At 46.2% G+C, this 22963-nt stretch carries 24 protein-coding genes, 2 tRNA genes and 2 pseudogenes; 7 read left to right on the top strand and 21 right to left on the bottom strand.

The window, feature by feature from the left end; genetic code table 11:
* A pseudogene (locus tag QUA90_RS20430) lies at nt 1–343 on the top strand (hypothetical protein); the annotation flags it as partial.
* A gap of 103 nt (nt 344–446) precedes the next feature.
* On the opposite strand, the gene QUA90_RS20425 reads toward QUA90_RS20430, so the two are convergent.
* The 5 genes and pseudogenes from QUA90_RS20425 to QUA90_RS20405 all read right to left on the bottom strand — a co-directional run.
* Nucleotides 447–2051 (bottom strand): hypothetical protein, encoded by a 1605-nt coding sequence (locus QUA90_RS20425; protein ID WP_333447415.1) that lies wholly within the window; start codon nt 2049–2051, stop codon nt 447–449.
* A gap of 98 nt (nt 2052–2149) precedes the next feature.
* Complete coding sequence (locus QUA90_RS20420; protein ID WP_333447413.1) at nt 2150–3877, bottom strand: succinate dehydrogenase/fumarate reductase flavoprotein subunit; 1728 nt, start codon at nt 3875–3877, stop codon at nt 2150–2152.
* Nucleotides 3878–4011: 134 nt separating this feature from the next.
* A complete protein-coding gene (locus tag QUA90_RS20415; RefSeq protein WP_333056259.1) occupies nt 4012–4326 on the bottom strand; it encodes a hypothetical protein in 315 nt (104 codons plus the stop codon).
* A 352-nt stretch (nt 4327–4678) separates the two neighbouring features.
* Complete coding sequence (locus QUA90_RS20410) at nt 4679–5692, bottom strand: pentapeptide repeat-containing protein (RefSeq protein ID WP_333447417.1); 1014 nt, start codon at nt 5690–5692, stop codon at nt 4679–4681.
* A 30-nt stretch (nt 5693–5722) separates the two neighbouring features.
* Nucleotides 5723–5839, bottom strand: a pseudogene (locus tag QUA90_RS20405) (IS630 family transposase); the annotation flags it as partial.
* A gap of 286 nt (nt 5840–6125) precedes the next feature.
* Here QUA90_RS20405 and QUA90_RS20400 point away from each other — a divergent pair.
* Both QUA90_RS20400 and QUA90_RS20395 read left to right on the top strand, forming a co-directional pair.
* Nucleotides 6126–6851 (top strand): lysophospholipid acyltransferase family protein, encoded by a 726-nt coding sequence (locus tag QUA90_RS20400; RefSeq protein WP_333447411.1) that lies wholly within the window; start codon nt 6126–6128, stop codon nt 6849–6851.
* A gap of 106 nt (nt 6852–6957) precedes the next feature.
* Nucleotides 6958–7779 (top strand): alpha/beta hydrolase, encoded by an 822-nt coding sequence (locus QUA90_RS20395; protein ID WP_333325777.1) that lies wholly within the window; start codon nt 6958–6960, stop codon nt 7777–7779.
* Nucleotides 7780–7952: 173 nt separating this feature from the next.
* Here QUA90_RS20395 and QUA90_RS20390 read toward each other — a convergent pair whose 3' ends face one another.
* From QUA90_RS20390 to nadA, 9 genes are all read right to left on the bottom strand, one after another.
* Nucleotides 7953–8660, bottom strand: a complete 708-nt coding sequence (locus tag QUA90_RS20390; protein ID WP_333447409.1) for a DUF2996 domain-containing protein — start codon at nt 8658–8660, stop codon at nt 7953–7955.
* 183 nt (nt 8661–8843) lie between these two features.
* A complete protein-coding gene (locus QUA90_RS20385; RefSeq protein WP_333325772.1) occupies nt 8844–9731 on the bottom strand; it encodes a hypothetical protein in 888 nt (295 codons plus the stop codon).
* A gap of 138 nt (nt 9732–9869) precedes the next feature.
* Nucleotides 9870–10424: a hypothetical protein gene (locus QUA90_RS20380; RefSeq protein ID WP_333325769.1), complete on the bottom strand. Its 555-nt coding sequence runs from the start codon at nt 10422–10424 to the stop codon at nt 9870–9872.
* A 337-nt stretch (nt 10425–10761) separates the two neighbouring features.
* Nucleotides 10762–10878, bottom strand: coding sequence for a photosystem I reaction center subunit VIII (locus QUA90_RS20375; RefSeq protein ID WP_333042098.1), 117 nt, complete (start codon nt 10876–10878; stop codon nt 10762–10764).
* A 57-nt stretch (nt 10879–10935) separates the two neighbouring features.
* Nucleotides 10936–11445 (bottom strand): photosystem I reaction center protein subunit XI, encoded by a 510-nt coding sequence (locus QUA90_RS20370; protein WP_333081456.1) that lies wholly within the window; start codon nt 11443–11445, stop codon nt 10936–10938.
* Between the two features lie 113 nt (nt 11446–11558).
* A complete protein-coding gene (locus tag QUA90_RS20365; RefSeq protein ID WP_333325767.1) occupies nt 11559–12275 on the bottom strand; it encodes a TIGR04283 family arsenosugar biosynthesis glycosyltransferase in 717 nt (238 codons plus the stop codon).
* A 149-nt stretch (nt 12276–12424) separates the two neighbouring features.
* Nucleotides 12425–13630 carry a transposase gene (locus QUA90_RS20360; RefSeq protein WP_333447407.1) on the bottom strand — a complete coding sequence of 402 codons (1206 nt, stop codon included), beginning with the start codon at nt 13628–13630 and terminating at the stop codon, nt 12425–12427.
* A 392-nt stretch (nt 13631–14022) separates the two neighbouring features.
* Nucleotides 14023–14643 (bottom strand): TIGR04282 family arsenosugar biosynthesis glycosyltransferase, encoded by a 621-nt coding sequence (locus tag QUA90_RS20355; RefSeq protein ID WP_333447405.1) that lies wholly within the window; start codon nt 14641–14643, stop codon nt 14023–14025.
* 156 nt (nt 14644–14799) lie between these two features.
* A complete protein-coding gene (gene nadA / locus QUA90_RS20350; protein ID WP_333447403.1) occupies nt 14800–15768 on the bottom strand; it encodes a quinolinate synthase NadA in 969 nt (322 codons plus the stop codon).
* Nucleotides 15769–15979: 211 nt separating this feature from the next.
* Here nadA and QUA90_RS20345 point away from each other — a divergent pair, with 211 nt between their 5' ends.
* Together QUA90_RS20345 and QUA90_RS20340 are read left to right on the top strand one after the other, a co-directional pair.
* A complete protein-coding gene (locus tag QUA90_RS20345; RefSeq protein WP_333447401.1) occupies nt 15980–16897 on the top strand; it encodes a TIGR04168 family protein in 918 nt (305 codons plus the stop codon).
* Nucleotides 16898–16931: 34 nt separating this feature from the next.
* Nucleotides 16932–17018: transfer RNA gene (locus tag QUA90_RS20340), tRNA-Ser, on the top strand.
* Nucleotides 17019–17126: 108 nt separating this feature from the next.
* Here QUA90_RS20340 and QUA90_RS20335 read toward each other — a convergent pair.
* From QUA90_RS20335 to QUA90_RS20310, 6 genes are all read right to left on the bottom strand, one after another.
* Nucleotides 17127–18530: a transposase gene (locus QUA90_RS20335; RefSeq protein ID WP_333447399.1), complete on the bottom strand. Its 1404-nt coding sequence runs from the start codon at nt 18528–18530 to the stop codon at nt 17127–17129.
* Nucleotides 18531–18550: 20 nt separating this feature from the next.
* A complete protein-coding gene (locus tag QUA90_RS20330) occupies nt 18551–19381 on the bottom strand; it encodes a KilA-N domain-containing protein (RefSeq protein WP_333325750.1) in 831 nt (276 codons plus the stop codon).
* 204 nt (nt 19382–19585) lie between these two features.
* Nucleotides 19586–19671 (bottom strand) — tRNA-Arg (locus QUA90_RS20325).
* Between the two features lie 118 nt (nt 19672–19789).
* The gene (locus QUA90_RS20320; protein ID WP_333308546.1) at nt 19790–20386 is read right to left on the bottom strand and encodes a hypothetical protein; all 597 of its coding nucleotides are present in this window, start codon (nt 20384–20386) and stop codon (nt 19790–19792) included.
* A 187-nt stretch (nt 20387–20573) separates the two neighbouring features.
* The gene (locus QUA90_RS20315; protein ID WP_333447397.1) at nt 20574–21014 is read right to left on the bottom strand and encodes a translation initiation factor; all 441 of its coding nucleotides are present in this window, start codon (nt 21012–21014) and stop codon (nt 20574–20576) included.
* 108 nt (nt 21015–21122) lie between these two features.
* Nucleotides 21123–21626, bottom strand: a complete 504-nt coding sequence (locus QUA90_RS20310) for a hypothetical protein (protein ID WP_333325742.1) — start codon at nt 21624–21626, stop codon at nt 21123–21125.
* Nucleotides 21627–21912: 286 nt separating this feature from the next.
* Here QUA90_RS20310 and QUA90_RS20305 point away from each other — a divergent pair, with 286 nt between their 5' ends.
* Nucleotides 21913–22146, top strand: coding sequence for a hypothetical protein (locus tag QUA90_RS20305; RefSeq protein WP_333325740.1), 234 nt, complete (start codon nt 21913–21915; stop codon nt 22144–22146).
* Nucleotides 22143–22661, top strand: a complete 519-nt coding sequence (locus QUA90_RS20300; protein WP_333447395.1) for a pentapeptide repeat-containing protein — start codon at nt 22143–22145, stop codon at nt 22659–22661. The genes QUA90_RS20305 and QUA90_RS20300 overlap by 4 nt, the downstream gene beginning before the upstream one ends.
* Before the next feature lie 171 nt (nt 22662–22832).
* On the opposite strand, the gene QUA90_RS20295 is transcribed toward QUA90_RS20300, so the two are convergent.
* Entirely contained in the window at nt 22833–22955 is a 123-nt protein-coding gene (locus tag QUA90_RS20295; RefSeq protein ID WP_006633228.1) for a hypothetical protein, read from the bottom strand.
* Nucleotides 22956–22963 lie beyond the last annotated feature (8 nt).

Below are 22963 nucleotides of genomic sequence, written 5' to 3'. Positions count from 1 at the left end.
CTGCCTATTTTTTTTTAGCACACATTGGCTCAATCCTTACAAAGGTATGGGTTTCAGGCTGGTTGTTACCCCCCCAGATCAAAATCAAACCATGCTGTGGCTGCGCTAGTGGGACGAGGAAGGTAATTTGCTGTCGATCGGCGATGAAAGAGCCTAATTGGAGAGATTGCGAGGCGAGCAACAGCGGGAAAGAGCCGAGAGTGCAGAACAGGCACGACAAGCTGAATTTCAGGCAAGAAGGGATGCAATTCCCCGGTTGTTGGGAATGGGTTTGAGTGCCGAAAAAGTGGCGGAGGCGTTAAGTTTATCTGTGGAGGAAGTGACGGAGAATGCTGGAGAGTGACATAGTGAGAGAGAATAGGGGAAAAGGGCGATCGGTCTTGAATTGGTGAAGATGCGATCGCTCTTACCAACTGCATTAAACTAAACAGAATACCAAAAGTTATCTATGAACTTCCTGAAGATGAATTATCCAAGATATCTAGTAAACTAAGCTGTACATTTGGGCTGTGAGACGATTTTTTATTTTCCATTTCTTTACCAAAGTATCTGTCTCGCAGTTCTGTATGCCGTGCTAGGAAACGTTCTAATTCTAGCCGAGACCACCAATCTATCTCAATACCTCTGTTACGAGCAACACCTTCTAGCTTGTCATAAAGTGTACTATCAATAACACCGCTGGTCATCACACAGAATCCACCCGCTCCATATTGATCTACTGGATCGGCAACTTGAACCTTGCTTCCCGCCAGCGAACTACCATCTTTAATCAGCTTACACTGTACAATCCATTTTACAGGCGGTTGACCCGCGCGCCCTGTTGTGTGAAATACTATATCTCTACCACCATCGCGGGAGCGAGATTTTCCCATTTTTAAGATTTTAGCGGGCTGATGGCGGTAATTGACAACATCATAACAAAGCTCCTCAAACTGATCGTCATTAAGTTTATCCCAAGAACAGGCGATATCTGTAGTTTGTCCCATGACTGTCCTTAGACTCTCAGATAGCTTGGAAATTGATTCAAGATATTTTTCTACATCTTCTGGTTTAATTTTTTTTAGTGTTTTGGAAAAAAATACATACTGCGCCATCATATCTTGTACTATCAAGACATCGCCTTCTATAGATAGTAAAATTTTTTGAATTTGGGTGCGATTTTCTGCTGTATTAGAATAAAACGGTATCGTTGTTATATCTATACCTAGCTTCATAATTTTTCCGCGCATATTATCTCGATTTTTTTGGCACTCAGGACTTTCAAACCACATATATTCTGCACATTTCTGAGCTTGATATACCTCTGAATCTGGAAAAATTATCAAATTTTTATTTTGAAAAGCTATGGGTGGGCAATTCAATAGTGACAAATACTCTGCTGCTTCTAGATCGGGAACTTCATTTTTGAAACCACCATATCGCTTCAGCAATTCTTTTATATCTACACCTAGCGGAACAATCCAAGATTTTTGAGAAACATAAAAGTCGTAACCTATCTCATTACTAAGAAAAGAGCGCCAAAAATAATGAATTTCTTCAGGATATTTACTATGTAGTTCTATAAAATAATCTCGATCCAAAGAATAATGATAGGAATCTTCTTGTCCTCCTACACAATTTCCCCGATACAGATCGCCAATTTCAGGAAATCTCAGTATACGGTTTTCTAAATTACCACGAAACTCCTCGTACTCATTGTATAAATCATCCACGGGATAGTCATCATCTAAACCACATAAAGGAAAAAGCCACAAGAGCTGTTGTGCTAATCCCGCTATATTGTTTGGTTGAAATACAAAATAAATTGGCTCTGTCTCGCCGCCATAAATTTCTTTAACATAAATGTTGTCACAAAAATTGGCTAGATTTTCTCCAATGAATAAAGCACGGTAATAAACTTCTGCTTTATCTAACAAGGATTGGAAATACCCAGAACCTGGAATCTCTAAAACAATATTTCCTTCAGCGTTCTCAAGAATATGACATAAATCATCACAAGAGTATTGGCTAAGTTCGGATGCGTGCAGTTTAATGCTAATTTCTTGGCTCATTTATTTAGCGTCATAATTAGGCAACTAGATTCGTGGATTTTTAAATAGCAAGTTATCTCACTCATTGAATAGTGAGATAACTATCATAGCACACTACGTTAATACTTCCTCTCCTGTGGCTCAAACATCGTAATCGCCACCGGCATATAAGCCAGATCGATCCCAGCAGGCGAATAATACGCCATTGTATGCTTCAAAAACTTCTCATCATCCCGCTGCAAAAAATCTTCCCGCGAATGAGCTCCCCGACTTTCCTGACGGTTCAAAGCCGAAGTTAAAATCATTTTCCCGACAATTATCAAACTCCGCAACTCCAAAGCTTCCACAATTTCCGTATTCCACAACTTGCCTTTATCGTCTAAGTAAACCTCCTCATATTGTCGCTCTAAATCGTCCAATTTCTTTAAACCTTCCTGCATCAATTCGGCGCTACGAAATACGCCACAATACTCCGTCATAGTATCTTGATACTGCTGCCGGATTTGATTAATGCGGTATTTTCCGGGACGTTCTAAAAGTGCCTGAATTTGCTCTTTTGCTTCCGTAATATAACGCTGTTCGTCTACGGCAGGCAACTTGCGATTTTGTACGAATTGTGCTATGGTCGCGCCAGTAACTTTGCCGTAAACTACGCATTCCAACAGGGAATTACTGCCCAAACGGTTGGCGCCATGAACTGACACGCAAGCTGCTTCCCCCGCTGCAAAGAAACCGTCTACCAAACTGTCAGGACTGCTGCGAACTTGCCCGCTAACATTAGTAGGAATTCCCCCCATTGAATAGTGCACGGTAGGGCGCACGGGCATCGGCTGATTTACGGCATCAATTCCTAACAAACGGTGGGCTTCTTCCCAAGCAAAAGGAATTTTGCTCATAATTTTTTCGCGTCCCATGTGCCGCAAATCGAGGTAGATAAAGGGGCCGCCGGCACTACCATCAACATTAATTCCTCGGCCGGCGCGAATTTCTATGGAAATTGACCGCGAAGTGATATCTCTGGGCGCTAATTCCATCCGCGACGGGGCATAATTCGCCATAAATCGATCGCCCTCTGAATTAATCAAATAAGCGCCTTCGCCCCGCACCGCCTCCGAAATCAACACTCCCACGGGATACAAACCAGTCGGGTGAAACTGCACGAATTCCATATCTTCCAACGGCAATCCAGCTAAAGCCGTCATCGCCAAACCGTCTCCCGTCGAGGCGTAATCGTTCGACGTGGTATTGTAAACTCGGCCGTAACCGCCCGTGGCAAACATCACCGCCTTAGCACGGACAACTTCAATTTGACCGTCTAGAAGGCGGTACATAACTACCCCCTTGGCTTGGCCTTCTTCCAAAATCAGGCGCGTGACATACCACTCCTGATAGATGTGAACTCCGTAACGGCGCAAATTATTGACCAATTCGTGGAGAATGGCGTGACCGGTTTTGTCGGCGGCGTAGCAGGTGCGGCGGTGAGAATGTCCGCCGAAAGCGCGCTGGGCAATTCTGCCGTCTGGGAGGCGGGAAAAGAGGACTCCCATGTGTTCTAAATCTATGACTACACCGGGCGCTTCGCGGGTGAGGATTTCTACCGCGTCTTGGTCGGCTAAATAGTCTGAACCTTTTACTGTGTCGAAGGCATGGGCTTTCCAACTGTCTTCGGGATCGACATTTTGGAGGCTGGAGGCCATCCCACCTTGGGCTGCGACGGAGTGCGATCGAATCGGGTGAGTTTTGGCGACGACAGCTACCTTTAAACTGGGGTCAGTCCGGGCAATTTCTACTGCGGCGCGGCAACCTGCTAAACCGCCGCCTACAATGATTACGTCGTGTTCTAGCATTTTTTTGAATTATTTTGAGTGTTGTGCTCAACTTATGGTGACGCAAAAAAAAACTTCCTACCAAAAGCGCAGGAAGTTTTTTAACTTTTGAGTTGAATGGAAAATCAAAAGTTAAATCAAAATTTCACATTGGACTAGCCGGCGCTTTCGACAGGCTGCTGATTGGACTGATTGCCCGTTGCAGAAGGTTGAGTTTCCGTACCGGGTTCTACGGCAAGCACTTCAATGTTATTTAGCAGAGTTGTAACGAAAGCAAACAGCAAGAAGGGCAGAGACAGCACTAAAATCAAGCCGACGGTAGCCAAGGCGAAGATTTGGCGGGCGCTACTCCACAAGGCGAGTGCCGACGCTAGACTTAGGAAGATGACTATCAGCCAAACAATGATTTGACCGTAAATGTCGCCAAAGGTGAGGGTACATTTAAGGCGATAGTTTTGGATATTATTCATTTTGCTCCTGGCGAGATTGCTATTAAGACTTGTGCAAAAATACTTTGACAGTGCGTCAATCCCCACTGTAGATTTATCAGTTTAGCTACCCTAGCTGGGTTTGGGGGCTATTTTAAGCATTTTTACAGAAGTCGCAACAAGACTTTATAAATTGTTGCTTTCCCTCAATATAGCAACCGCCCGTGTTAGGACGCAAGGCGTAAGACATCTGCGATCGCATGGAGTAAGTAATCAAACTCATCTAGCTGTTTACGAATTCGACTTTTGGGCGAAGATCGGCATTGTTCCATCCAAGTTCAAATCAAATGAATCAACTTAACTTTTCTCTTTTGGCGACAGTTAGAGTTCGATATCAGTTGCCACAACCTTCTTTAGTTTTTGTGCCATCTGGCATTGTGACATCACAGAGGTTGTTTTTACTCATTTCCGCACCGCTGAGGTCTGCCCCCATTAAGTTAGCTCTACTCATGTTGATATCTACCAATCTGGCTGATTTTAAAATAGCATTTGTTAGGTTAGCATCCACAAGTTTGGACTTCACAAGATCGGCATTACTGAGGTTTGCCTTAATTAAAGTTGCTCCTTCCAGGTTTGCCATCCTTAGAGAAGCCTTCGTTAGATCGGCTTCCGTTAATTGAGCCATTTCCAAGTTAGAATAACTAAGGCTAGCATTAGTTAAAATGGCATTATTCAAATTAGCTCTAGACAAAGTAGCATCATTCAGCCTAGCGTTAGTTAAAAGGGCATTCTTCAAATTAGCTCTATATAAATTAGCGCGATTTAACGTAGCCTTGTTAAGATTGGCGTTTCTCAAGTTAGCACCGCTGAGATAGGCAGGAGAAATATAGATTATGTTCCCCGCACGATAACGGTCAGGACTCAGATCTGCCTCGTTAAGGTTGGCATCTGCGAGATTTGCACCTATAAGCGATACTCCCTTGAGATCGGCCTTAGTCAAGTTAGCTTTTTTGAGGTTGGCATAAGTCAGTCTAGTTCGAGTTGTTTTATTACACTTTAAAATAGCTCCAGATAAGTTGGCATTTTCTAAGTTAGCGCCCGTCATATCGTTGCCTTTAAGATTGGTATCTGTCAAGTCAGCACCGCTCAGGTTAATTCCTTTCATGTTGACATCTCCTAAGTCAGCAGATCTGACATTAGCACCGCTAAGATTAGCATTGACAAGATTAGCTTTGTACAAATATACATTTTCTAAGTTAGCTCCTGCCAAATTAGCCCCCTCCAGACTCGCACCCCTTAATTGAGCGTTTGTTAAATCGCAACCTTTGCACTGTTTAGTTTCTAACAGTTGCTTGATGTGTTCCGGGTTGGCGGCCTGAGCTGGGTTTGTCAAAGTCAGGGAAGCCACAAGTAGAGCAGTAGCTTCTGGCAACCAAGCTAGAAAGCTTCCTGTTTGGTCTTGTCGCTTTAGCCATAGGGCAATAATTTTTAAGCAATCGAGATTGATTGCTGGAATGACTTTCTGGCGTAGATCGTAGCTGTAGGGTTTTGCCATGAGTGGTGCGATCGCTTTGCAACAAACAAGATCGTTCTTAGTTTACACCACAATTGTCTGAGGAGTTGCTATACCAAAGAAGCTGGGTTTTTTCGATCGGTATTCAAGGAGCGAATGCAATTTTTATTGAAAAAACTCAGTGTCTGACTATCCCATGCGTCCTGAACTATAAAGCCCAGGTAGATGGGAAAGTCTACTTTTTGAGGGAGCCCTGCCTTGGTAAAGTAATGTTAAGCTGCGTGAGAATGGAATCAACCTTTATAGCGTCGCACCTGTCTTTTCGCCCATGTCTTCAGAGAGCAAATTGCTGATTTCGCGCTGTTTCCTGGCTGGTTTGGGAACGCAGATGTTTATGTACCGCGAAGACCGGATTCCCCAAGATAGTCCGGTGCTGGTGGTGAGCAATCACCGCAGTTTCTTAGATCCTGTGCTGCTGACGGCGGCTTTGGGTCGATCGATCCGCTTTGCTTGTCATCATTACATGGGTCAAGTTCCGCTGATGAGGGAAGTTGTCACGACTTTCGGCGCTTTCCCCTTGGAAGCACCGGAGCACCGACAGCAGCATTTTTTCTCTCAAGCGACAGCGCTGCTGCAAAGCGGGGAGATGGTGGGGGTGTTTCCAGAGGGTGCAGAACCGATGGTGAAGCTGACTGGACCCAATACTGTGGGGAAGTTTCAGCGAGGATTTGCTCATTTGGCTTTGCGGGCGCCGGTGCGGGATTTGGCGGTTTTGCCGGTGGCCATTAGTTCTTTTGAGGAACACTCGGTAAGATCGGGTGTACCGCTCAAGTTGTTGAGTTTGTTTGATCCTTCGGAACCGCTGTTCGATCGCTCTGGGTGGCATCCTGTGATAATTTATCAGCGAGTTAATGTTTTAATCGGCCAGCCTTACTGGATTACTGTCGAGAGACAGCAGCAATATCGAGGCAAAAAAGCCAAAGCAGTTGTGGCTGAACTCACAAACCACTGTCAGGGAGAAATTGCACAATTACTCCAACGAGGTTGTTTGTAAGTTTGTTGACTGTTGACTGTTGACTGTTGACTGTTGACTGTGGGCTGGTGTCAGATTTCCAATCTAAAATCTAAAATCTAAAATCTAAAATCGATTGACTTGAATCATGGCAAATGCTAACAACAAGGTTCGTTTCCTAACCCCCAAACCGCCGAAACCAGAGCGCCCTTTATTTGTATTTCTGCCCGGTATGGATGGCAGTGGTTTGCTGCTGAGGCCCCAAATTGCTAAATTAGCAAATCATTTCGACATTCGCTGCTTAACTGTACCGGCTGACGACATGGCTAGTTGGGAGGTACTGGTTAGCGAAACAATTGCCTTAATTGAAGCAGAAAAGCAAGCGGGAAAGCCGAAGCGGCCGGTTTATCTGTGTGGCGAGTCATTTGGCGGCTGTTTAGCGATGAAAACTGTTTTAGAAGCTCCTCAATTGTGCGATCGATTAATATTAGTCAATCCAGCTTCTTCGTTTCGACAGCAGCCTTGGGTGCAGTGGGGATCGTACCTGACTCAGTGGCTGCCGGCAAACCTTTATCCGCTGTCGGTAATCGGTTTATTGCCGATATTAGCATCATTAGGAAAGATTGGGCGCGACGATCGGCGCGCTTTGCTAGAAGCGATGCAAGCAGTACCGCAAAATACGTCTGTGTGGAGATTGGCGTTAGTGCGATCGTTTAATGTTGACGAAAATCAGTTGCGCGGCATCAAACAGCCGACGCTAGTAATTGCTAGCGGTGCAGATCGGCTGCTGCCTTCCCTAGTAGAAGCGAAGCTTTTAGTCAAGGTAATTCCCAAAGCTGAAATGGTGGTGCTGGCTAACAGCGGTCACGCTTGTTTGTTAGAAACAGATGTTAACCTTTACGGGATTATGCAAGCTCGCAATTTTTTGACCAAATCCGAAGAAAATCTGTCATTAGTCATTAGTCATTAGTCAATAGTCAATAGTCATTAGCTATGAGTTCTCACTTCTGAGTCAGTCGGGGCAAAATTAGAGATAGGGCGAGGGGTAAAGTTTATATTCAAATTTACCCGCCCTGACACTCATTAGTAAGTGCCGGAAGACCATCGACTAAGGACTAATAACTAATGACTAATGACTACTGACTAATTAAGATTTAGCCATTTTTGAGCGTTAAGCCGCTGGACGACGCCAAACACCATGAGGTCTAGTGTTACCTTGCGCTCATCTATCAAAAAAGGCTCTAAAGTGCTGGTTTGGGTCTTATTTTCCGCGCAGGAAAATGCTCTTTGACTTTGAATATTTTCTTGAGGAAAATACAGGTTAAATTGGCGCTCTCCTTCTTGGAATTTACCAATTACCTGCCAGCAATCCCCGGCGGAACTCATGCCAAAAACGGGGAATTTTTGCTTGGTAAAACTCACCTCTAAATCCTTAACGCCCTGCTTAGTCAAAGCAGTTTGCAAAGCGGGCAAATAATCTTGTTGAATAAATTCCGCAAAGGGCTTGTCTTCAACAGCAGGTGCTTTTTCCTTTTTAGCTTTAGCTGGGGGCTTGTCGCCTTCGGTCTTGGCTGCGGGCTTTTTAGCAGCCGCTGGAGGCTTGTCAGTGCTGGGGAAGTCGCTTGTCTCGGCAGTGTCGGAACTCGGGGCGTTCTCGATCGACGCACTGGGAGTTTCCGATTCGCCAGCGGTAGGATTTTTCGGTTCTTTGGGCTTTTTAGCAGCCGGCTGAGGCTGGTCAGTGCTGGGAAAGTCGGTTGTCTCGGCAGTGTCGGAACTCGGGGCGTTCTCGATCGACGCACTGGGAGTTTCCGATTCGCCAGCGGTAGGATTTTTCGGTTCTTCTGACATTAACGCTTCCTGTTAAAAGTGATTCGGTAAGGAGTTGGGAGTTGAGCAAGCGGGCGATCGACTTTCTTGAGGGCACACATTTTATCGCAAACCAACCTGAGAGAATGGCTAGTCAAAAAAATTTGAACTGAAAACACTCTCACAGGGCGATCGACCGCCAATATCACAACTCCTTTGGTTATTCTAAATCTCAGCGACAGCTCGTTCAATCAAACGGCGGGCTAGAGTTTGAACACCGGTGTGTTCGTAGTAGTTGGTAGTCATGTCGAGGAATGCGCCCACGTAGTCCACCTTGTCAGCAGAAATTTCCACAAAACTCTGCAAGTGGCCAAGTACGTTTTGGGGAGTCAAACCTCGGTCGCTCACAAAAGAGCTCATCCAGCCAGAAACCGAGTTAAAGCTTTCGCCGATAAAGCCGAGTTGGCCTGCGGGAGAGCCCCCTGGAATCATGCTGCCGATCGACTTAAAGGCCGAATTATCTTGCAAATCGCTGGGGGAGAGTCTCTGAATCCAAGACTGAGTTGCCATGATAAAGTCTGGGCCCAGGGGAATCAAACCATCGAAACAAACCAAAGCAGCCATCCGCATCAGGGATTCGCCGCCGTAGTCGCCCAAGGAAGCAGCAAAATCGCCAATGCTGTCGCCGGGAAGGCCGTTAATTTGGCAAAAAGCTAGCAACTCTGTGACTAACTTCAAAGAAAGGTCGATCGTTTGAGCTTTTTCCGGCTTGGGAGTGAGATTGCCCAGCAGGGACAAAAACGGCACATTTTGGGAGACTTTGTTAGCGAGGGCTGCGGTACCGAGGGCGCTAGAGGCACTGTCAATAGTTTGGTAGAGCCAGAGAGCACGCTGGTAGCCCTCAGATTTATCGTTGTAGAGGTAGATGGCGCGCTCGCCAATTTGCTGAATCAGTTCTTCGTCTGTTTCGCCAGTAACGGTGCGAATGGTATTTTCAAAGCCAACTAAATTGTTCCACTCACCGGGAACCACAAAGTCAAGCGCTCGCAGGGCTTTGACAGTCATGTTGTCTTGAGGCAGTTGATCGACTAATTCAAAGACTGTTTTGCTCACAAAAAACTCCTTTTGCTGGAACTGGAATCAAAGGTATTACTTTTGGCAGATGCCAAGAACTTCACAGTCTCATTCTGGCAGACTTAGTGGTGATAGCGCCAGACTTGAGTCGGGCGCGGAGTTTGACAAAAGACGTTGCTACTTGAGGCGCGCGAGGCCGCCCAGGTTAAATTTTGACAGCCAAGCTTCCCTATCGCTAGCGGTAAAAGAGGGATTGCGGGATTGAACTTTCACCTGATAGCGATTTGCCACTAAAACAGCAGTGATATTAGCACCCTGATTAACGGCGGGATAGCCGCTGATTTGCTTGGTACTTTGCTTAAATTTTGCACCTGCGCTGGGGTTGCCGGCGATGTCATTAATCGACAGCACCGCGACATTTTTACCGCCTTTGTTCAACTTAGCTTCCGCAAAACCGGATTTTTCTTGAGCGAAGACGCGATCGAATCCACCGCCAGAAGCCGGGAAGTATTTATTTAACTTACCGCCTGCCACTGCCTTCTTGGGCAGGTTTTGATTACTCGCACTTGATTTATCAGCAGTTGTCTGCTGTGCTTTACCAGGTTTTTGGGTGCTTTCCTGCTGGGCTTTGTCCCAGCGGGAGGGGGCTTGGGTTTGACCGCAGGCGGTCACTAACAGCAGTACCGAGATCAGGAATGGAGCTAAGATGCGGCGTGCGGGGGAAAATTGCATCGCTGTCTCCTCATTAGTAGGTTTCCATAACAATTGTGGCTCAGAATTTAGCAATTTGTGTGCTCTGAGCGGATGATTTGTCTTCTTTGCAAAAAAATCCTCTGCCTGCAGGCAGAGGATTTTTTTGCAATTACGAGTTCTGAAGGAAGAAAACTCAAAGATTGCTCTACAGATAAATTCTGGAGATGGGGGTAAAGAAACTAAGTTTTATGATCGCCAGCAATCTCAAAACAATTTTTGCTGATTTTCCCTAGATTTATCTAGAAATGTCAGAGCAATTGTTCCTCAATGGTCTTACTTCGGCTTTCCAACTTAGGTCTTACTTTAGGGGTAAGGCTCAGGCGTCGCTTTCAATGTAGATAAACAACAAACCCATTACCACAACCGGCATCACCCAGGTAATTAGGGGAATCAAAATCCAAGGCAAGAAAGAGGCAGCGTAGGAACCTGTCATATCAAATTCTCCAAACTAAAGTTAGTGTGTTCCAACAGGGATATTTGGGAGTCGAGTCTAATTGTTGACTAAGCCCCGGAAAATGGCATCAACGCCGTTAAAGTTTTCGAGTAAGAAGTAGGCAACAAAGACACCACCCATTCCACCAATGAAGAAACCACCGGTAAACTGGCTCCAGCCTTCAGCATTTCTGAGGGCATCAGGGGTCATGGGATTAGCGCTAGGGTAGCTGGTGTTGTCTTGTTTGAAAGAGACTAAACCATAAGCAGACATACCTAGTGTGCCAAGCAGAACTAAGACGAGGGCTGTATATAATCCTCCGAGATTAGCTGCTTCTGGATAATCCCGCAGGGGGCCGAAGACGATTTCGGGGCCGACGAGGAAATAACCGTGTGCCAAACCAATTTCTAGGCCTCGAATTAGGGGCGAGAGTCCTTTGCGGTAGACGGGCAAGTTCCCAATGAATGCTTTTGTGAAATCAGAAGCACTGATGGGAGTTGCTAGATGACCCGTGAAGGGGTCGCCGTTAAAGGGTTTAATAAGCTCTGCATCTCTGGGATCGGCCATATTCTGTTTGTCCTCGCAGTTTAAAAAGTTGAGGCGTTCAAGTCATATTTTACGCAGGGACGTGTTTCCTATTTACATAATTAACGGCGAGCTTTAGAAAAGTTCACTATTCTTTAGTTTTTGGAAGAATTTTTCTTTTGCCTCTTATACCAGAAAGCGAGTCGATCGGGCGACACTCCCAGGAAATAAGCGATGATTACTATTTGATTAATGGCGGTGGTTTTGATGACCCCAAGCTGCTGCCAGCGACGGGCGGATGTCAGGACTGGCTGGGGTACTATTTCAATGCGGCCTTGTTTTTTCAATCGGCGCACGAATTCAAAGTCTTCCATCAGTGGCAAGTCGGGAAAACCGCCAATTTTGTCAAAGGTAACTGCGTGGAGGAAAATAGCTTGGTCGCCGTAGGGCATTTGCAGAAAGTTCGATCGCCAGTTTACCCCTGTTTCTACCAACCGGAGGCTGAGACTGCGGGCGTCAATCTTGAGTTCAAAGGCCCCCGCTACCGTACAGGGATTAGCTAGTACCCGACGCGCGCTATCGTCGTACCCGCTAGGCAAAAGAGTGTCGGCGTGGAGAAACAGCAATATCTCTCCAGTAGCGGCGGCGGCACCTACATTCATTTGGGCTGCACGGCCTGGGGCGGTGGAGATAACTCGGACGCCCAAAGATTTTGCTATATCTGTAGTACCGTCACTGCTGCCGCCGTCAGCGACAATTATTTCGACATTTTGGGCCTCAAGCGCGGTGGAGATGACTGGGGCAATTGTAGATGCTTCGTTTAAGACTGGAATGATAATGGAAATTTTGAGATTGGGATTTTCTGGCGACATACAGAATTAAGCAGCCCGTGAGAGAGAGCGGGTTTTGTACAAAGCTGATTTTGCCCATTTTTGACACCGGGCTCGCCCCTACATTTGGCCTTAACGTGGGAGAGTTTGTTGACATCCTCACCGGGCTAAAGCCACGGTGATTCTAAACATCACTGTTTAGACTTCCTCTTTCTACGACCCGACTTATTTGAAGGAGTTTCCTCACTCAAACAGAGGTCGATGTCTCCAGAGACGTTTGAGGTTCCCGTGTGCCCCACGGTACGCAATCCTAGTTCTAATATATTGCGAGCGGCGTTCCAATCTCGCTCTAAGACAAATCCACAATGTGGACCAATATGTGTTCTTTGACTTAACGATTTCTTCGCGACTTTCCCGCAACTAGAACAATTTTGACTTGTATAGTGTGGTGGCACTGCAACAGTCGCCACCCCAAATACTTTGCCAAAATATTCAACCCAATTTCTAAAAGCTGTCCAAGCTGCATCGGATATAGACTTAGACAACTTTCTGTTTTTAACCATGTTACGCACCGACAAGTCTTCGTAGGCTACCAAGTCGTTGGACTGGATTACGCACCTTGCTAATTTCACGGCAAAGTCTTTACGTCGCCTACTTACCTTGAGGTGTTTTCTGCTTAAACGATTCCGAGCCTTAACTCTATTTTTAGAGCCTTTCTGAGTTTTAGAGAGTCTCCGATTAAGCTTTTTAAGTGATTTTTCAGACTTTCTCAGATGGCGTGGATTCTCTACGGTATTTCCGTCAGAGTCTGTAGAGAAATGCGTTAGCCCTACGTCTAAACCAATGGTTCGTCCAGTAGGTTCGCGCTTCTCATTTCGTTCAGCATCAATACAGAATTGCACGTAGTATCCATCAGCTCGGCGAACTACGCGCACCCGCTTGATTTGATTTAACTGATAGAAGTGTAGGTCACGAGTTCCCCATAATTTAAAACTTCCTGCTTTAAATCCATCGGTGAAGGTTATATTTCGCCTGTCTTCAGAAAGTTTCCATCCACAAGTTTTGTATTCAACAGAACCATGTGTTTCATGCTTTTTAAATCGCGGGAAACCTTTTTTACCGGGTCTTGCTTTCTTGCAGTTGTCGAAAAACCGCGCCATCGCTGACCAAGCTCTTTCCGCAGAAGCTTGCCTTGCCATTGAGTTGAGCTTGGCTGCCCAAGGAAACTCCTTCGCTAAGACTACGCAATAAGTGCTTAAGTCGTAGCGACCTACATCTTTTGTGTCCATCCAGTACCTGATGCAGCTATTCCGAATAAAACGAGCAGTACGAATGGCTTCGTCTAGCCGTTCGTACTGCTCGTTTTTTCCTTCTAGCTTGGCTTCAAATACTAACATTTACGTCGCTGTGATGGATATAAAGACTAATTCACAGTTTTGGCTAAATTAAAGCCGTCCTATAAGGACGGGGCTTTAGACCCAGTTTTGCGGTAAAAAACCCAGCTATTAGTTGCTCATTTTTTACGCCGGGCCCGCGCCTACATTGGGCTTTCCTGTGGCATGGCGGGTTTTGTACAAAGCTGATCTGTTAGTTGCTAATTTAATTGCTAATTTTTGGCTTGTTCTCGCGCCTGGGACTATTGTCCCAAGCGCTGTCTAACTGCTACTGAAATTCAGCATTTGGTTAGACAAATACAATTACTATATTATGACGTTCCGGTTTTACAAGCAAGCATTTTTATTAAAAAGCATATGATTCTTTCTAATAGTTGAGAAGCCTTAAATAGAGTTTAGTTATTCAACATATTAATATCTAAACCAAGGAGGTCTTCTGGTCTATCAATATCTGTAAGAGTGGGAAGATAAGCAATATTGAGCTCGAGCTTTTGGGCTATCGCCCGCGTACAAGCAAATACTTCACTGGTTCCCCACGGAATGCCACCGAACAATTCCGGTATCGATCGCCGCAACCCGATCAGATAATAACCTCCGTCTATTGCGGGGCCCAAAACTACATCGTGCTGGCTCAGTTCCTCAAAAGCTTGTGCCATGATTTCGGCTTTCAAATCAGGACAATCAGTGCCGATAATTGCTGTTTTCTCAACTCCTGAATTAAAAGACTTTTGAAACGCTGCTGTCATTCTTGCGCCCAAATCACCGTCTATTTGATTTTGACAAGAAATATCATTTCCCAACCACTCTTGCATCAGTTGTTGGCTGCCGCCGGCTCGGTGAATTTCTACGGATAATCGGCGGGATGTTTGGAGAGAGAGCGCGCAGGCGATCGTTCGTTGGGCCATCAAGCGGTGAAGGTTGGCAGCGCCTGTTTTTCCCAGCACCGGAATTAGTCGAGTTTTGGTTGTTCCCGGTTCGGGATAGCGGGTGAAAACAATCAGTTTTTCTGGTATCATTTATTGTTGATGAGTTTTAAAGGAATGAACCGTAGAGTAAGAGAAAGAGTTAACCACTGCTTCACGAAGTGCCGAGTGGGTGGGTTAGGCAATGACTTAATTTAATCGCCGTGCCCAACCCAGCATACAATGTATTTACTGAAAAATAGCCACCAGTTAGCTCATTTCTAGCATTCGTTGGATGGGCTGCAAAGCTGCTAGTTGAATATCTAGGGGCATGGTAATTTCAGGCGTTTGATTTTTCATAGCTAGATACAATTTTTCCAAGGTATTTAATCTCATGTGCGGGCATTCGTTGCAAGCACAACTATTATTGTTGGGAGGAGCGGGAATAAAGCGTTTGTGCGGAGCTTGCTTTTGCATTTGGTGAATGATTCCCGGTTCAGTCGCGACAATAAAAGCTTGGCTGTAACTAGCTTGAGAATATTTGAGCAAAGCAGTGGTGGAGCCTATGTAATTAGCGTGGCGCAGCACGGGAGGTTCGCATTCTGGGTGAGCAATTATTTCGGCTTCGGGATTTTCGATTTTGAGTTGAACTATCTTTTTTTCTGAGAAGTTTTCGTGGACAATGCAAGCTCCTTGCCAAATCTCCATGTTTCTGCCTGTTTGTTCCATGACGTAGCGGCCGAGATTGCGATCTGGTCCAAAAATTATCGGCTGATTTTCAGGAATTTGGTTGACAATTTTAACGGCGTTAGAACTGGTGCAAATTATATCGCTCATTGCCTTAATTGCGGCGGTACAATTAATGTAAGAAATTACCAAATGTCCTGGTCGATCGGCTTTGAAAGCTGCAAAGGCTTCGGGAGGGCAACTGTCGGCCAGGGAACACCCCGCATTTAAGTCTGGCAACAATACTAATTTGTCGGGATTGAGAATTTTTGCGGTTTCTGCCATGAAATGAACTCCGGCAAAAACTATGACATCGGCGCTGGTGTTGGCGGCTTTGCGGGCAAGTTCTAGGGAGTCGCCAATGAAGTCTGCGATGTCTTGAATATCGGAGTCTTGGTAATAGTGGGCGAGAATGACGGCGTTTAACTCTTGTTTGAGGGCGTTAATGGCTGCAAACAAGTCGTCGGGCAGTCGGGTTTGAGTAAAGTTCGGAGCAGGTGCGGTGGTAAACACAGTTAGAATATTCCGGGGAAGGTGGCGAAGACAGCTAAAGTGTATTTTGAATTATAGTTGAATTCACCAAAAAGTGCTGGCTGTTGAGTGGAGCCAATCTAAAATCTCAAATCTCAAATCCAAAATATGCTGCGGGAGAGTGCAAAAATTGGTCGCTGTTTCTTATGCTGAGTAAGAAGGGGCTAGGGATCGATCGCACATGACAAATCACATGAATAAAGCTAAATCTATAAAAATTGCGGTGGTGGGGGATGTTCACGATCGCTGGGAACCTGAAGACGGCGAGGCCCTGAAGCATCTGGGCGTTGATTTGGTGCTGTTTGTGGGGGATTTTGGTAATGAGTCGGTGGAGGTGGTGCGGGCGATCGCCCAATTGGACATTCCGAAAGCAGCGGTGTTTGGGAACCACGACGCTTGGTACACGGCCACGGAGTGGGGCCGCAGTCAATGCCCTTACGATCGCACTCAAGAAAATTGGGTAAAACAACAGTTAGATTTAATGGGAGAAGCTCACGTCGGTTACGGGAAACGGGATTTTCCCGAATTGGGCGTAACTGTGGTGGGAAGCCGCCCGTTTACTTGGGGGGGATCGGAGTGGAAGTACGGGGATTTTTACTCGGAGTGGTTTGGGGTAGAAAGTTTTGAAGAGTCAGCACGGCGCATTGCAGAAGCTGCGGCGGAGGCGGACTGCGAAAATGTGATTTTTTTGGGTCACACGGGCCCGACTGGGTTGGGAGAGGCTCCTGAAGACCCCTGCGGGCGGGATTGGAAGCCCTTGGGAGGGGATTGGGGCGACCCGGATTTTGCGGAGGCGATCGATCGAACTCGTACCACAGGAAAGCACATACCGCTGGTAACTTTTGGTCATATGCACCACAAACTGCGGCACACGAAGCAGGAGTTGCGGAAGTCGCTGGAGGTGAGTGCGGAGGGTACAGTTTATTTGAATGCGGCCAGCGTACCGCGAATTGTCGAGAGAGAGTGCTCGAAATTGCGTAATTTCTCGATCGTCCTGCTGGAAAATGGAGCAGTGTCGGAAGTCTCTCTGGTATGGGTAGGCGAAGATTTCGCGGTAGAAAGAGAACAAATTCTTTATCGGCGCACAGAATCTGCCGCTATTTGTAGTTAGAGACAATTGCTGGTATGATAAAATTTATGCACCGGGAGAGGTGGCAGAGTGGTCGAATGCGCTCGGCTTGAAACCGAGTGTGGCAGTGATGTCACCGTGGGTTCAAATCCCACCCTCTCCGTTTTTGAGAAAATGCCTTATTTGTGGGCGATCGCAACTTGGTTAGACACACCCGATTTCAATTGACAGCCGTAAAGGCCGAGAGTCGATCGCTCAAACTCCCCTCCACTCAAATAACTCCAATTGCTGGAACTCTCTTAGGGTTCCCAGGCTCACCCACCAACGCGGATGATTTTCCCTGTCTTCCAACAGGCTCCTCGGGCGTACTTTTATCCTGTTTCCGAGGGACTCTCGGTACAGCATCCAAATAGATTCCCAGTCCATCCAGACCGCGCTGCAAAATAACTTTTGCAGCATCCACATCGGCATCCTCATGATGACCGCATTCTTCACAGATAAATTTTTCCTGATCTCGATTTGTGGGACTGACATACCCGCACTCGCTGCATTCCTGAGAGCTAAAGTGAGGCACCGCTTCATAAACCAGAACGCCCGCCCTTTCGGACAAAATCTTGACTTTCTGTTTTAAGGAACCCCAAGCAGCATCAGCAATGGCTTTGTTCAGTCCCGATTTAGCAGATTGACCGTTAGGCAGATACTTTCCGTTTTCATCCTGCTTTGGTTTGCAGCGTGCCATCATGCCTTGAATATTAAGATTCTCAAACACAATCAGGTCAAACTGCTTGACCAAGCTATTAGCTATCTTCCATTGGTAATCCTCTCGTCGATTAGCAACTTTTTGTTCCAGTCTTGCTAAGCGCTGGCAGGCTTTTCTTCTGCGGCGGGAACCTAAAACCTTGCGGCTGACAGCACGGTTTAGTCGCGATCGCTTCCGCTCCATCTGTTGATAAAATCTGGGATTGGCAATGGTGTGTCCCGTACTCAGAGACATTAGCTTCTTGATACCCAGATCTACTCCTACTGCTGTTTTAACTTTATTCGCTGCGGGAACATCTGGAACTGACTCATCTTGCAACCGAACAGAAATATAAAAGCCATCTGCTTTTTTCCGCACAGTCACGGAACGAATGCTGAAACCGTGGGGAAACAGTCGGGACTGAAAAAACGACATCCACCCAATACCGGGAAGTCGGACTTTATTGCCTTTAAAGGCGACATCTCCAGGCGGGTAAGTGAAAGAGCGAAATTTACCATGCCGCGTTGTTTTCGGATATTTGCCCAATCCTCGGAAAAAGCGCCCAAAAGCAGCATCAACCTGTTTCAGCATTTGTTGCAAAACATGGTGATAGATTTCTCTATACCAAGGACGCTCTTGCTTAAGGTCAACCAGATTGGCATCTTGTTGAGCCAGCGGAGTCCTTTTCTTGCCTTTTGCTGTCCAAGGATTGCCGTACAAAGCACCTTTGCTTAACGAGCAAGCCAAGGGGCAACACTCGGCTTGAGTTTCGAGCAAGCAGTAGTTCCCCATAACAGGGAATCTTGCTTGCTCGTAGGCTTCTGTCCGCTCTCGGACTCTGAAGTTGTATTGCAAACGAAGCAAATGAATCCACCGCTCGATGGTTTGAGCTTGTTTGAGCGATGGATTCAGCTTGTAAACGTAAGCAAGCAGCATTGTGTATTAAGTTAACCAGGCTACTGATTGAGCAGATGAGCAACTTGCTGCCCTGTGGAGTGGGAGATGCTAGCGCATGAGTTCACCCCATTAGGATTGAGCGTGTTGATCCGCTTGGCACTGAGAACTTTGGCAAAATCTGTAGCAGCCAGTTCCTCCATTGTCATGCCATCTTTGCAATTTTGTCCTTTTTTCAATCCTCTTGCTGTTCGGAAATCTTCGGTACGGCCAATGATCGGCTGATACACCCTCGCCTTGCACTGAGCAAAGTGCAGTGGAACCTGAACCCCATGTTCATACAAAGCTGCCTCGTAGAAGTCTTCTTTGGGAATAGAGTCAAGACGGGCTCCAATATATTCACGGCTTTTGCCTTGCTTTTCCCAATTTTTAACTGCCCTTTGCCGACTACGGCGAACGCCGAGTTCTGGATCTACTTCTTCTTCAATCCTTTCTTTGACAGCATTTCGCGCCCAATCACGAAACTCTGTAGACAAGGATTCGGCATATTCGATGGCTATCTTGTCTATGGCATAAGTTCCACCGCCTATACCTCCCCGAGTTGATATCAGACCAACATCTTTAGCTAATTTTCTGACTTGGCTTGCCCAAGCTCTGTATTTTTTACATGCAGAGTTAGCGACTGGTTGTTCTACAAAAGTTCTCTCGACAACGGGTTTTAACTCAAGCTTAGCTTCAAGCACTAATTCCAACAGCCGTTCACAGATACGCTTCTGTATCAACCACTTATCTAGCTCTTGGGATTTAACAGACCCGGCAGCTTTCCACATATCGGTCAGGCAGATTAGCCCACCGTTTTGCTGACAATGAATCACTAAACCTTTGTAATTCATGCTCTTATTTCGTAATTTGCCCATAAGGAAAAACTCTCCACTAAAATCCAAAACAGTGTTGACATATTTGTGACCGTGTGGTAGTAGCTAAGGGTTGACAAATGTGCTATGATAAAAGCAAAAGAAAGTCCAGACCGCAAGAAATTAAATTCTTGCAGCTTAGGTGTATAGCCCAAAGCCACTACCGAGCAAGGTTGTTATCTGTGGGGATGGTGGGACTCGAACCCACAAAACCCTGGCAGGTTATCCGGTTAGGAGCCGGATGCGTTTTCCTGTTCCGCCACATCCCCAAGTAAAATGCAGCGGCGATACTTTGAATTAGGAACTCAAAGCATCGTCGCTGTTTGTTAACGGAGAAAATATCATTTGCGGTGTCATCATCGTGTTGCTCGCATTATTTGACTCTGATTATTCGTTGCACAAATTTGAAGCATAAAGATTTCGACCAAGCTTTTTCCACCTTTTATGTGTCTCGGCGCCCCGACGCAATTCTACGCTCAAGGAGTTTTTGGCTCGCCAAAATTCCTCTTCAGATTCCGCGTCAAATATAGCTTCGACAATCCGATCGGCTAGCATTGGCTCTTGATGAGCATTCAAAACCTTTTCTATGGATTCTGCAAAGGTCAGCCCCAGGTACTGAGGACGCTTTATCTCCACAGGGTTACGCTGATGTCTGTTTTGAGAGATTGCTTTTTCAAGACCTGCATCTTCAAAAGCAAAACTAACATTGGCTAGGCCTCCTTTTAGATGTTCCTCTGCACCAAGAGAACTTGTCGAAGCTACTTGACTCTCATTCAAAGTCAGTGTTTCTGTTTCGGAAACCACATCTGTAGGTTTTGATGCCACTTCATCAGGAGCTACCTGCGCCAGCGTACTCTCGTAATAAAGAATACTTTCTTTTAGTTGTACAGCTTTCGCTTGTACTTCAGCAAGTTCTGACTTCTGCTGGTCAATTTGCTCTGTGAGCCATTTGACGAGCTGTTCGCGGGCAAGATCCTGTGCCATAGCTCCTAAAATTTTCTGTGCTTCTCAGACGAGAACACAACAAAACAAATTTAGTAACAAAAACAAGAAAAGAATGTAAATATTTCTCAATCTTTAAATAACATAAGATACCGCTGCTAGCCCCCAACAAAAAAACACCCCCGCAGGGGTGCTGTTGCTTACCAGGTAATTTTTCTAGCTAACTGACTTAACTAAAGCCTTCCTCATCCGCTGGGTCGCCGTAGGGGTCTTCGCTCGCCGGGATCACATTGCCGAACATTCCAGCATCCGCTACGTAGTCTGCGGGGTCGCCGTAGGGGTCTTCGCTCGCCGGAGTCAGGTTGCCGAACTGTCCGTAGTCAGTACCGGCGTAGTCTGCGGGGTCGCCGTAGGGGTCTTCGCTGGCGGGAGTCACGTTGCCGTACTCTCCGTACTCAGCCGGATCGCCGTAGGGGTCTTCGCTGGCGGGAGTCACGTTGCCATACTCTCCGTACTCAGCCGGGTCGCCGTAGGGGTCTTGGCTGGCTGGAGTCACGTTGCCGTACTGTCCGGCATTGGAGGCATCTTGGTAATTGCCATCAGGATCGAATTGCTCGCTGTCTGGCCCAACGATCGCATCTTTTAACTTCCGCAAAAATCCGTCTACCATGATAGAGTTCCTCTTTTTTATGTGTTGAAAAACGACTGTTTTAGATTGGGAATCCCAGATTTAATTGAACGTCACGGAACCTGCAATCTAAAATCTCAAATGCTTACACTACTGTGCCGGAACAGGACTTGTAGCTTCCGGCAAGCTAGTAAGGTCTCGACCGGTATTTTGGTTGTTGTACCCCTGGAATTCGCGGTAACGCGATGCCTCGGACTCCGGAACTTTAATTCCTTCAGGCGGGGGCGTTACCCAGACCGCGCGATTCTGGGCATCGCGGTAGTACACCCGACCGTTTTTGGAAAGGTAATGTTTTCCCTGCGGCCCCTTTTCTTGTTTATTTTTGTGCTGATTGTAGATGTAGTAAAGGGCGGCTGCTCCTGCTAAAGTAATCCCTACTTTTTGAGCAGTGTTCAGTCCTTTTTTTGCTTGTGGGGGAGGAGCGGAGCCGCGATTAGTTTGCACTCCTCCAGCGCGAGTGTTGTCAACAGGAGGCCGAGGAGCGGAACTTTCCTGGCTAGAACCGCAAGCACTCACAAAGGGAAAGGTCAGCAGCGTTGTCAGCAACAGAGCCATGAAGCGCGATCTTTTGGGTTCGGATTTGATTGTGTTCATTGCCGCTCCGAATTGTCGGGATTATAGGTGGGGTGTGTTCGGGTGAGGTTGAGGAGCCTGACCTGCTGCCAACAATTTTTAGAGTAAATTAATTTCTCAAAGCAATTTTGACAAAAAAAGTAGTTGCTGAGAACTTAACAGGGCAGGTACAGTATTGCGTTTCTAAATTAATTATCCTCAAGTCTCTCGAAATTTTCCTCTTTCCAGGGATATAAATAAAGTTTCTTTTATTTCAGTCTGCAGGTATATGCCAATGCGCGCCTTTGCGTAGCAATAAATTGCCGTTGTGGACTGCTCAAAGCGAAGTGAAGCAGACGGACGGGATGAGTCCGAAACTCAAAGCAGCACTGGCGAGGGAAAGGAGGCGGGATTTATAAGTCCGGCGGTGTTTAATTGGGCCGGACTGCTTGACTCAGATGCCGACAATTTTGTTGGGGAAATTCTGGAGAGGTCGATCGCACTCTTGGAGAAATCTATTAACCGCGACAGAAAGCCCCCCAAGCTTTTCGGATATTTATGAAATTAAAGAATTTAGTTACTGCTGGATTGTCCATCGCAGTTGTATTTACTGCGGTAAAATATCTAACATTTTCCAATCAACAAAACCAAGTCAAGGAATTACTGCAAACAAAACAGTGTCCCGAATGCAATTTCAGCAATGCCAACCTGAAGGGACTTGACTTACGAGGATTTAACTTGCAGGGTGCGAACCTCGAAGGTGCTAATTTGTCGGGAGCCCAATTAGCCAATGCTAACTTAAAAAATGCTAACTTGAATAGAGCCAACCTCACCGGAGCAGATTTGGGCTGTAGCGGCATTACTTTCAACCTTGATGCGAACGATCGAGGAGCAAACATGGATTTTAATGTCACCGCTGTTCCCGAAAAAAACAACCCAGAAAATGCAGTAGTTGGTTTCAACATGAAAACGAGCGATCGGGGAGCGACAATGCGTTTAAATCTGCCGGGATGCGCTGAATTTGAGAATGCTAGCTTGCAGTCAGCTCAAATGCCAGATGGCACAATTCATCCTTAATTGCAGCAAATATAGCAATCTGCTCTCTCATCATTTCTCAACTTCTTTTCCTTTTTTCTGCTCTCTCTTTTCTCTTTCTCTGTGTCCTCTGTGGCCTCTGTGGTTCCTTAAAAAAACCGCCGTCTGAATAACAGACAGCGGTTTTTTTAAGCAACTAACAGCCACCTAAAATTAGTGAGCAGAACCGTTACCGTGATACTTGTCAGTATCGTAGAATCCGTTTTTTGTACCAAAGAACAGACAGCAAACGGTGAAAACTGCTGTCAAGACTGCTAAAACTAACTTAACGTCCATAATTTACC

It is taken from the genome of Microcoleus sp. D3_18_C4, assembly GCF_036702355.1.
GTDB lineage: Bacteria > Cyanobacteriota > Cyanobacteriia > Cyanobacteriales > Microcoleaceae > Microcoleus.
The sequence above is the reverse complement of the archived record's forward strand: the minus strand, read 5'-3'. Positions and strand labels throughout refer to the sequence as shown.

Excerpts from the sequence above, each read along its gene's own strand:
- QUA90_RS20330 (WP_333325750.1), bottom strand. The coding sequence starts at position 19,381 with ATGAATTACAAAGGTTTAGTGATTCATTGTCAGCAAAACGGTGGGCTA.
- QUA90_RS20355 (WP_333447405.1), bottom strand. The coding sequence starts at position 14,643 with ATGATACCAGAAAAACTGATTGTTTTCACCCGCTATCCCGAACCGGGA.
- QUA90_RS20395 (WP_333325777.1), top strand. The coding sequence starts at position 6,958 with ATGGCAAATGCTAACAACAAGGTTCGTTTCCTAACCCCCAAACCGCCG.
- QUA90_RS20380 (WP_333325769.1), bottom strand. The coding sequence starts at position 10,424 with ATGCAATTTTCCCCCGCACGCCGCATCTTAGCTCCATTCCTGATCTCG.
- QUA90_RS20320 (WP_333308546.1), bottom strand. The coding sequence starts at position 20,386 with ATGGCACAGGATCTTGCCCGCGAACAGCTCGTCAAATGGCTCACAGAG.
- QUA90_RS20420 (WP_333447413.1), bottom strand. The coding sequence starts at position 3,877 with ATGCTAGAACACGACGTAATCATTGTAGGCGGCGGTTTAGCAGGTTGC.
- QUA90_RS20295 (WP_006633228.1), bottom strand. The coding sequence starts at position 22,955 with ATGGACGTTAAGTTAGTTTTAGCAGTCTTGACAGCAGTTTTCACCGTT.
- QUA90_RS20375 (WP_333042098.1), bottom strand. The coding sequence starts at position 10,878 with ATGACAGGTTCCTACGCTGCCTCTTTCTTGCCTTGGATTTTGATTCCC.
- QUA90_RS20300 (WP_333447395.1), top strand. The coding sequence starts at position 22,143 with ATGAAATTAAAGAATTTAGTTACTGCTGGATTGTCCATCGCAGTTGTA.
- QUA90_RS20345 (WP_333447401.1), top strand. The coding sequence starts at position 15,980 with ATGAATAAAGCTAAATCTATAAAAATTGCGGTGGTGGGGGATGTTCAC.
- QUA90_RS20315 (WP_333447397.1), bottom strand. The coding sequence starts at position 21,014 with ATGGTAGACGGATTTTTGCGGAAGTTAAAAGATGCGATCGTTGGGCCA.
- QUA90_RS20365 (WP_333325767.1), bottom strand. The coding sequence starts at position 12,275 with ATGTCGCCAGAAAATCCCAATCTCAAAATTTCCATTATCATTCCAGTC.
- QUA90_RS20425 (WP_333447415.1), bottom strand. The coding sequence starts at position 2,051 with ATGAGCCAAGAAATTAGCATTAAACTGCACGCATCCGAACTTAGCCAA.
- QUA90_RS20335 (WP_333447399.1), bottom strand. The coding sequence starts at position 18,530 with ATGCTGCTTGCTTACGTTTACAAGCTGAATCCATCGCTCAAACAAGCT.
- QUA90_RS20390 (WP_333447409.1), bottom strand. The coding sequence starts at position 8,660 with ATGTCAGAAGAACCGAAAAATCCTACCGCTGGCGAATCGGAAACTCCC.
- QUA90_RS20415 (WP_333056259.1), bottom strand. The coding sequence starts at position 4,326 with ATGAATAATATCCAAAACTATCGCCTTAAATGTACCCTCACCTTTGGC.
- QUA90_RS20400 (WP_333447411.1), top strand. The coding sequence starts at position 6,126 with ATGTCTTCAGAGAGCAAATTGCTGATTTCGCGCTGTTTCCTGGCTGGT.
- QUA90_RS20360 (WP_333447407.1), bottom strand. The coding sequence starts at position 13,630 with ATGTTAGTATTTGAAGCCAAGCTAGAAGGAAAAAACGAGCAGTACGAA.
- QUA90_RS20310 (WP_333325742.1), bottom strand. The coding sequence starts at position 21,626 with ATGAACACAATCAAATCCGAACCCAAAAGATCGCGCTTCATGGCTCTG.
- QUA90_RS20370 (WP_333081456.1), bottom strand. The coding sequence starts at position 11,445 with ATGGCCGATCCCAGAGATGCAGAGCTTATTAAACCCTTTAACGGCGAC.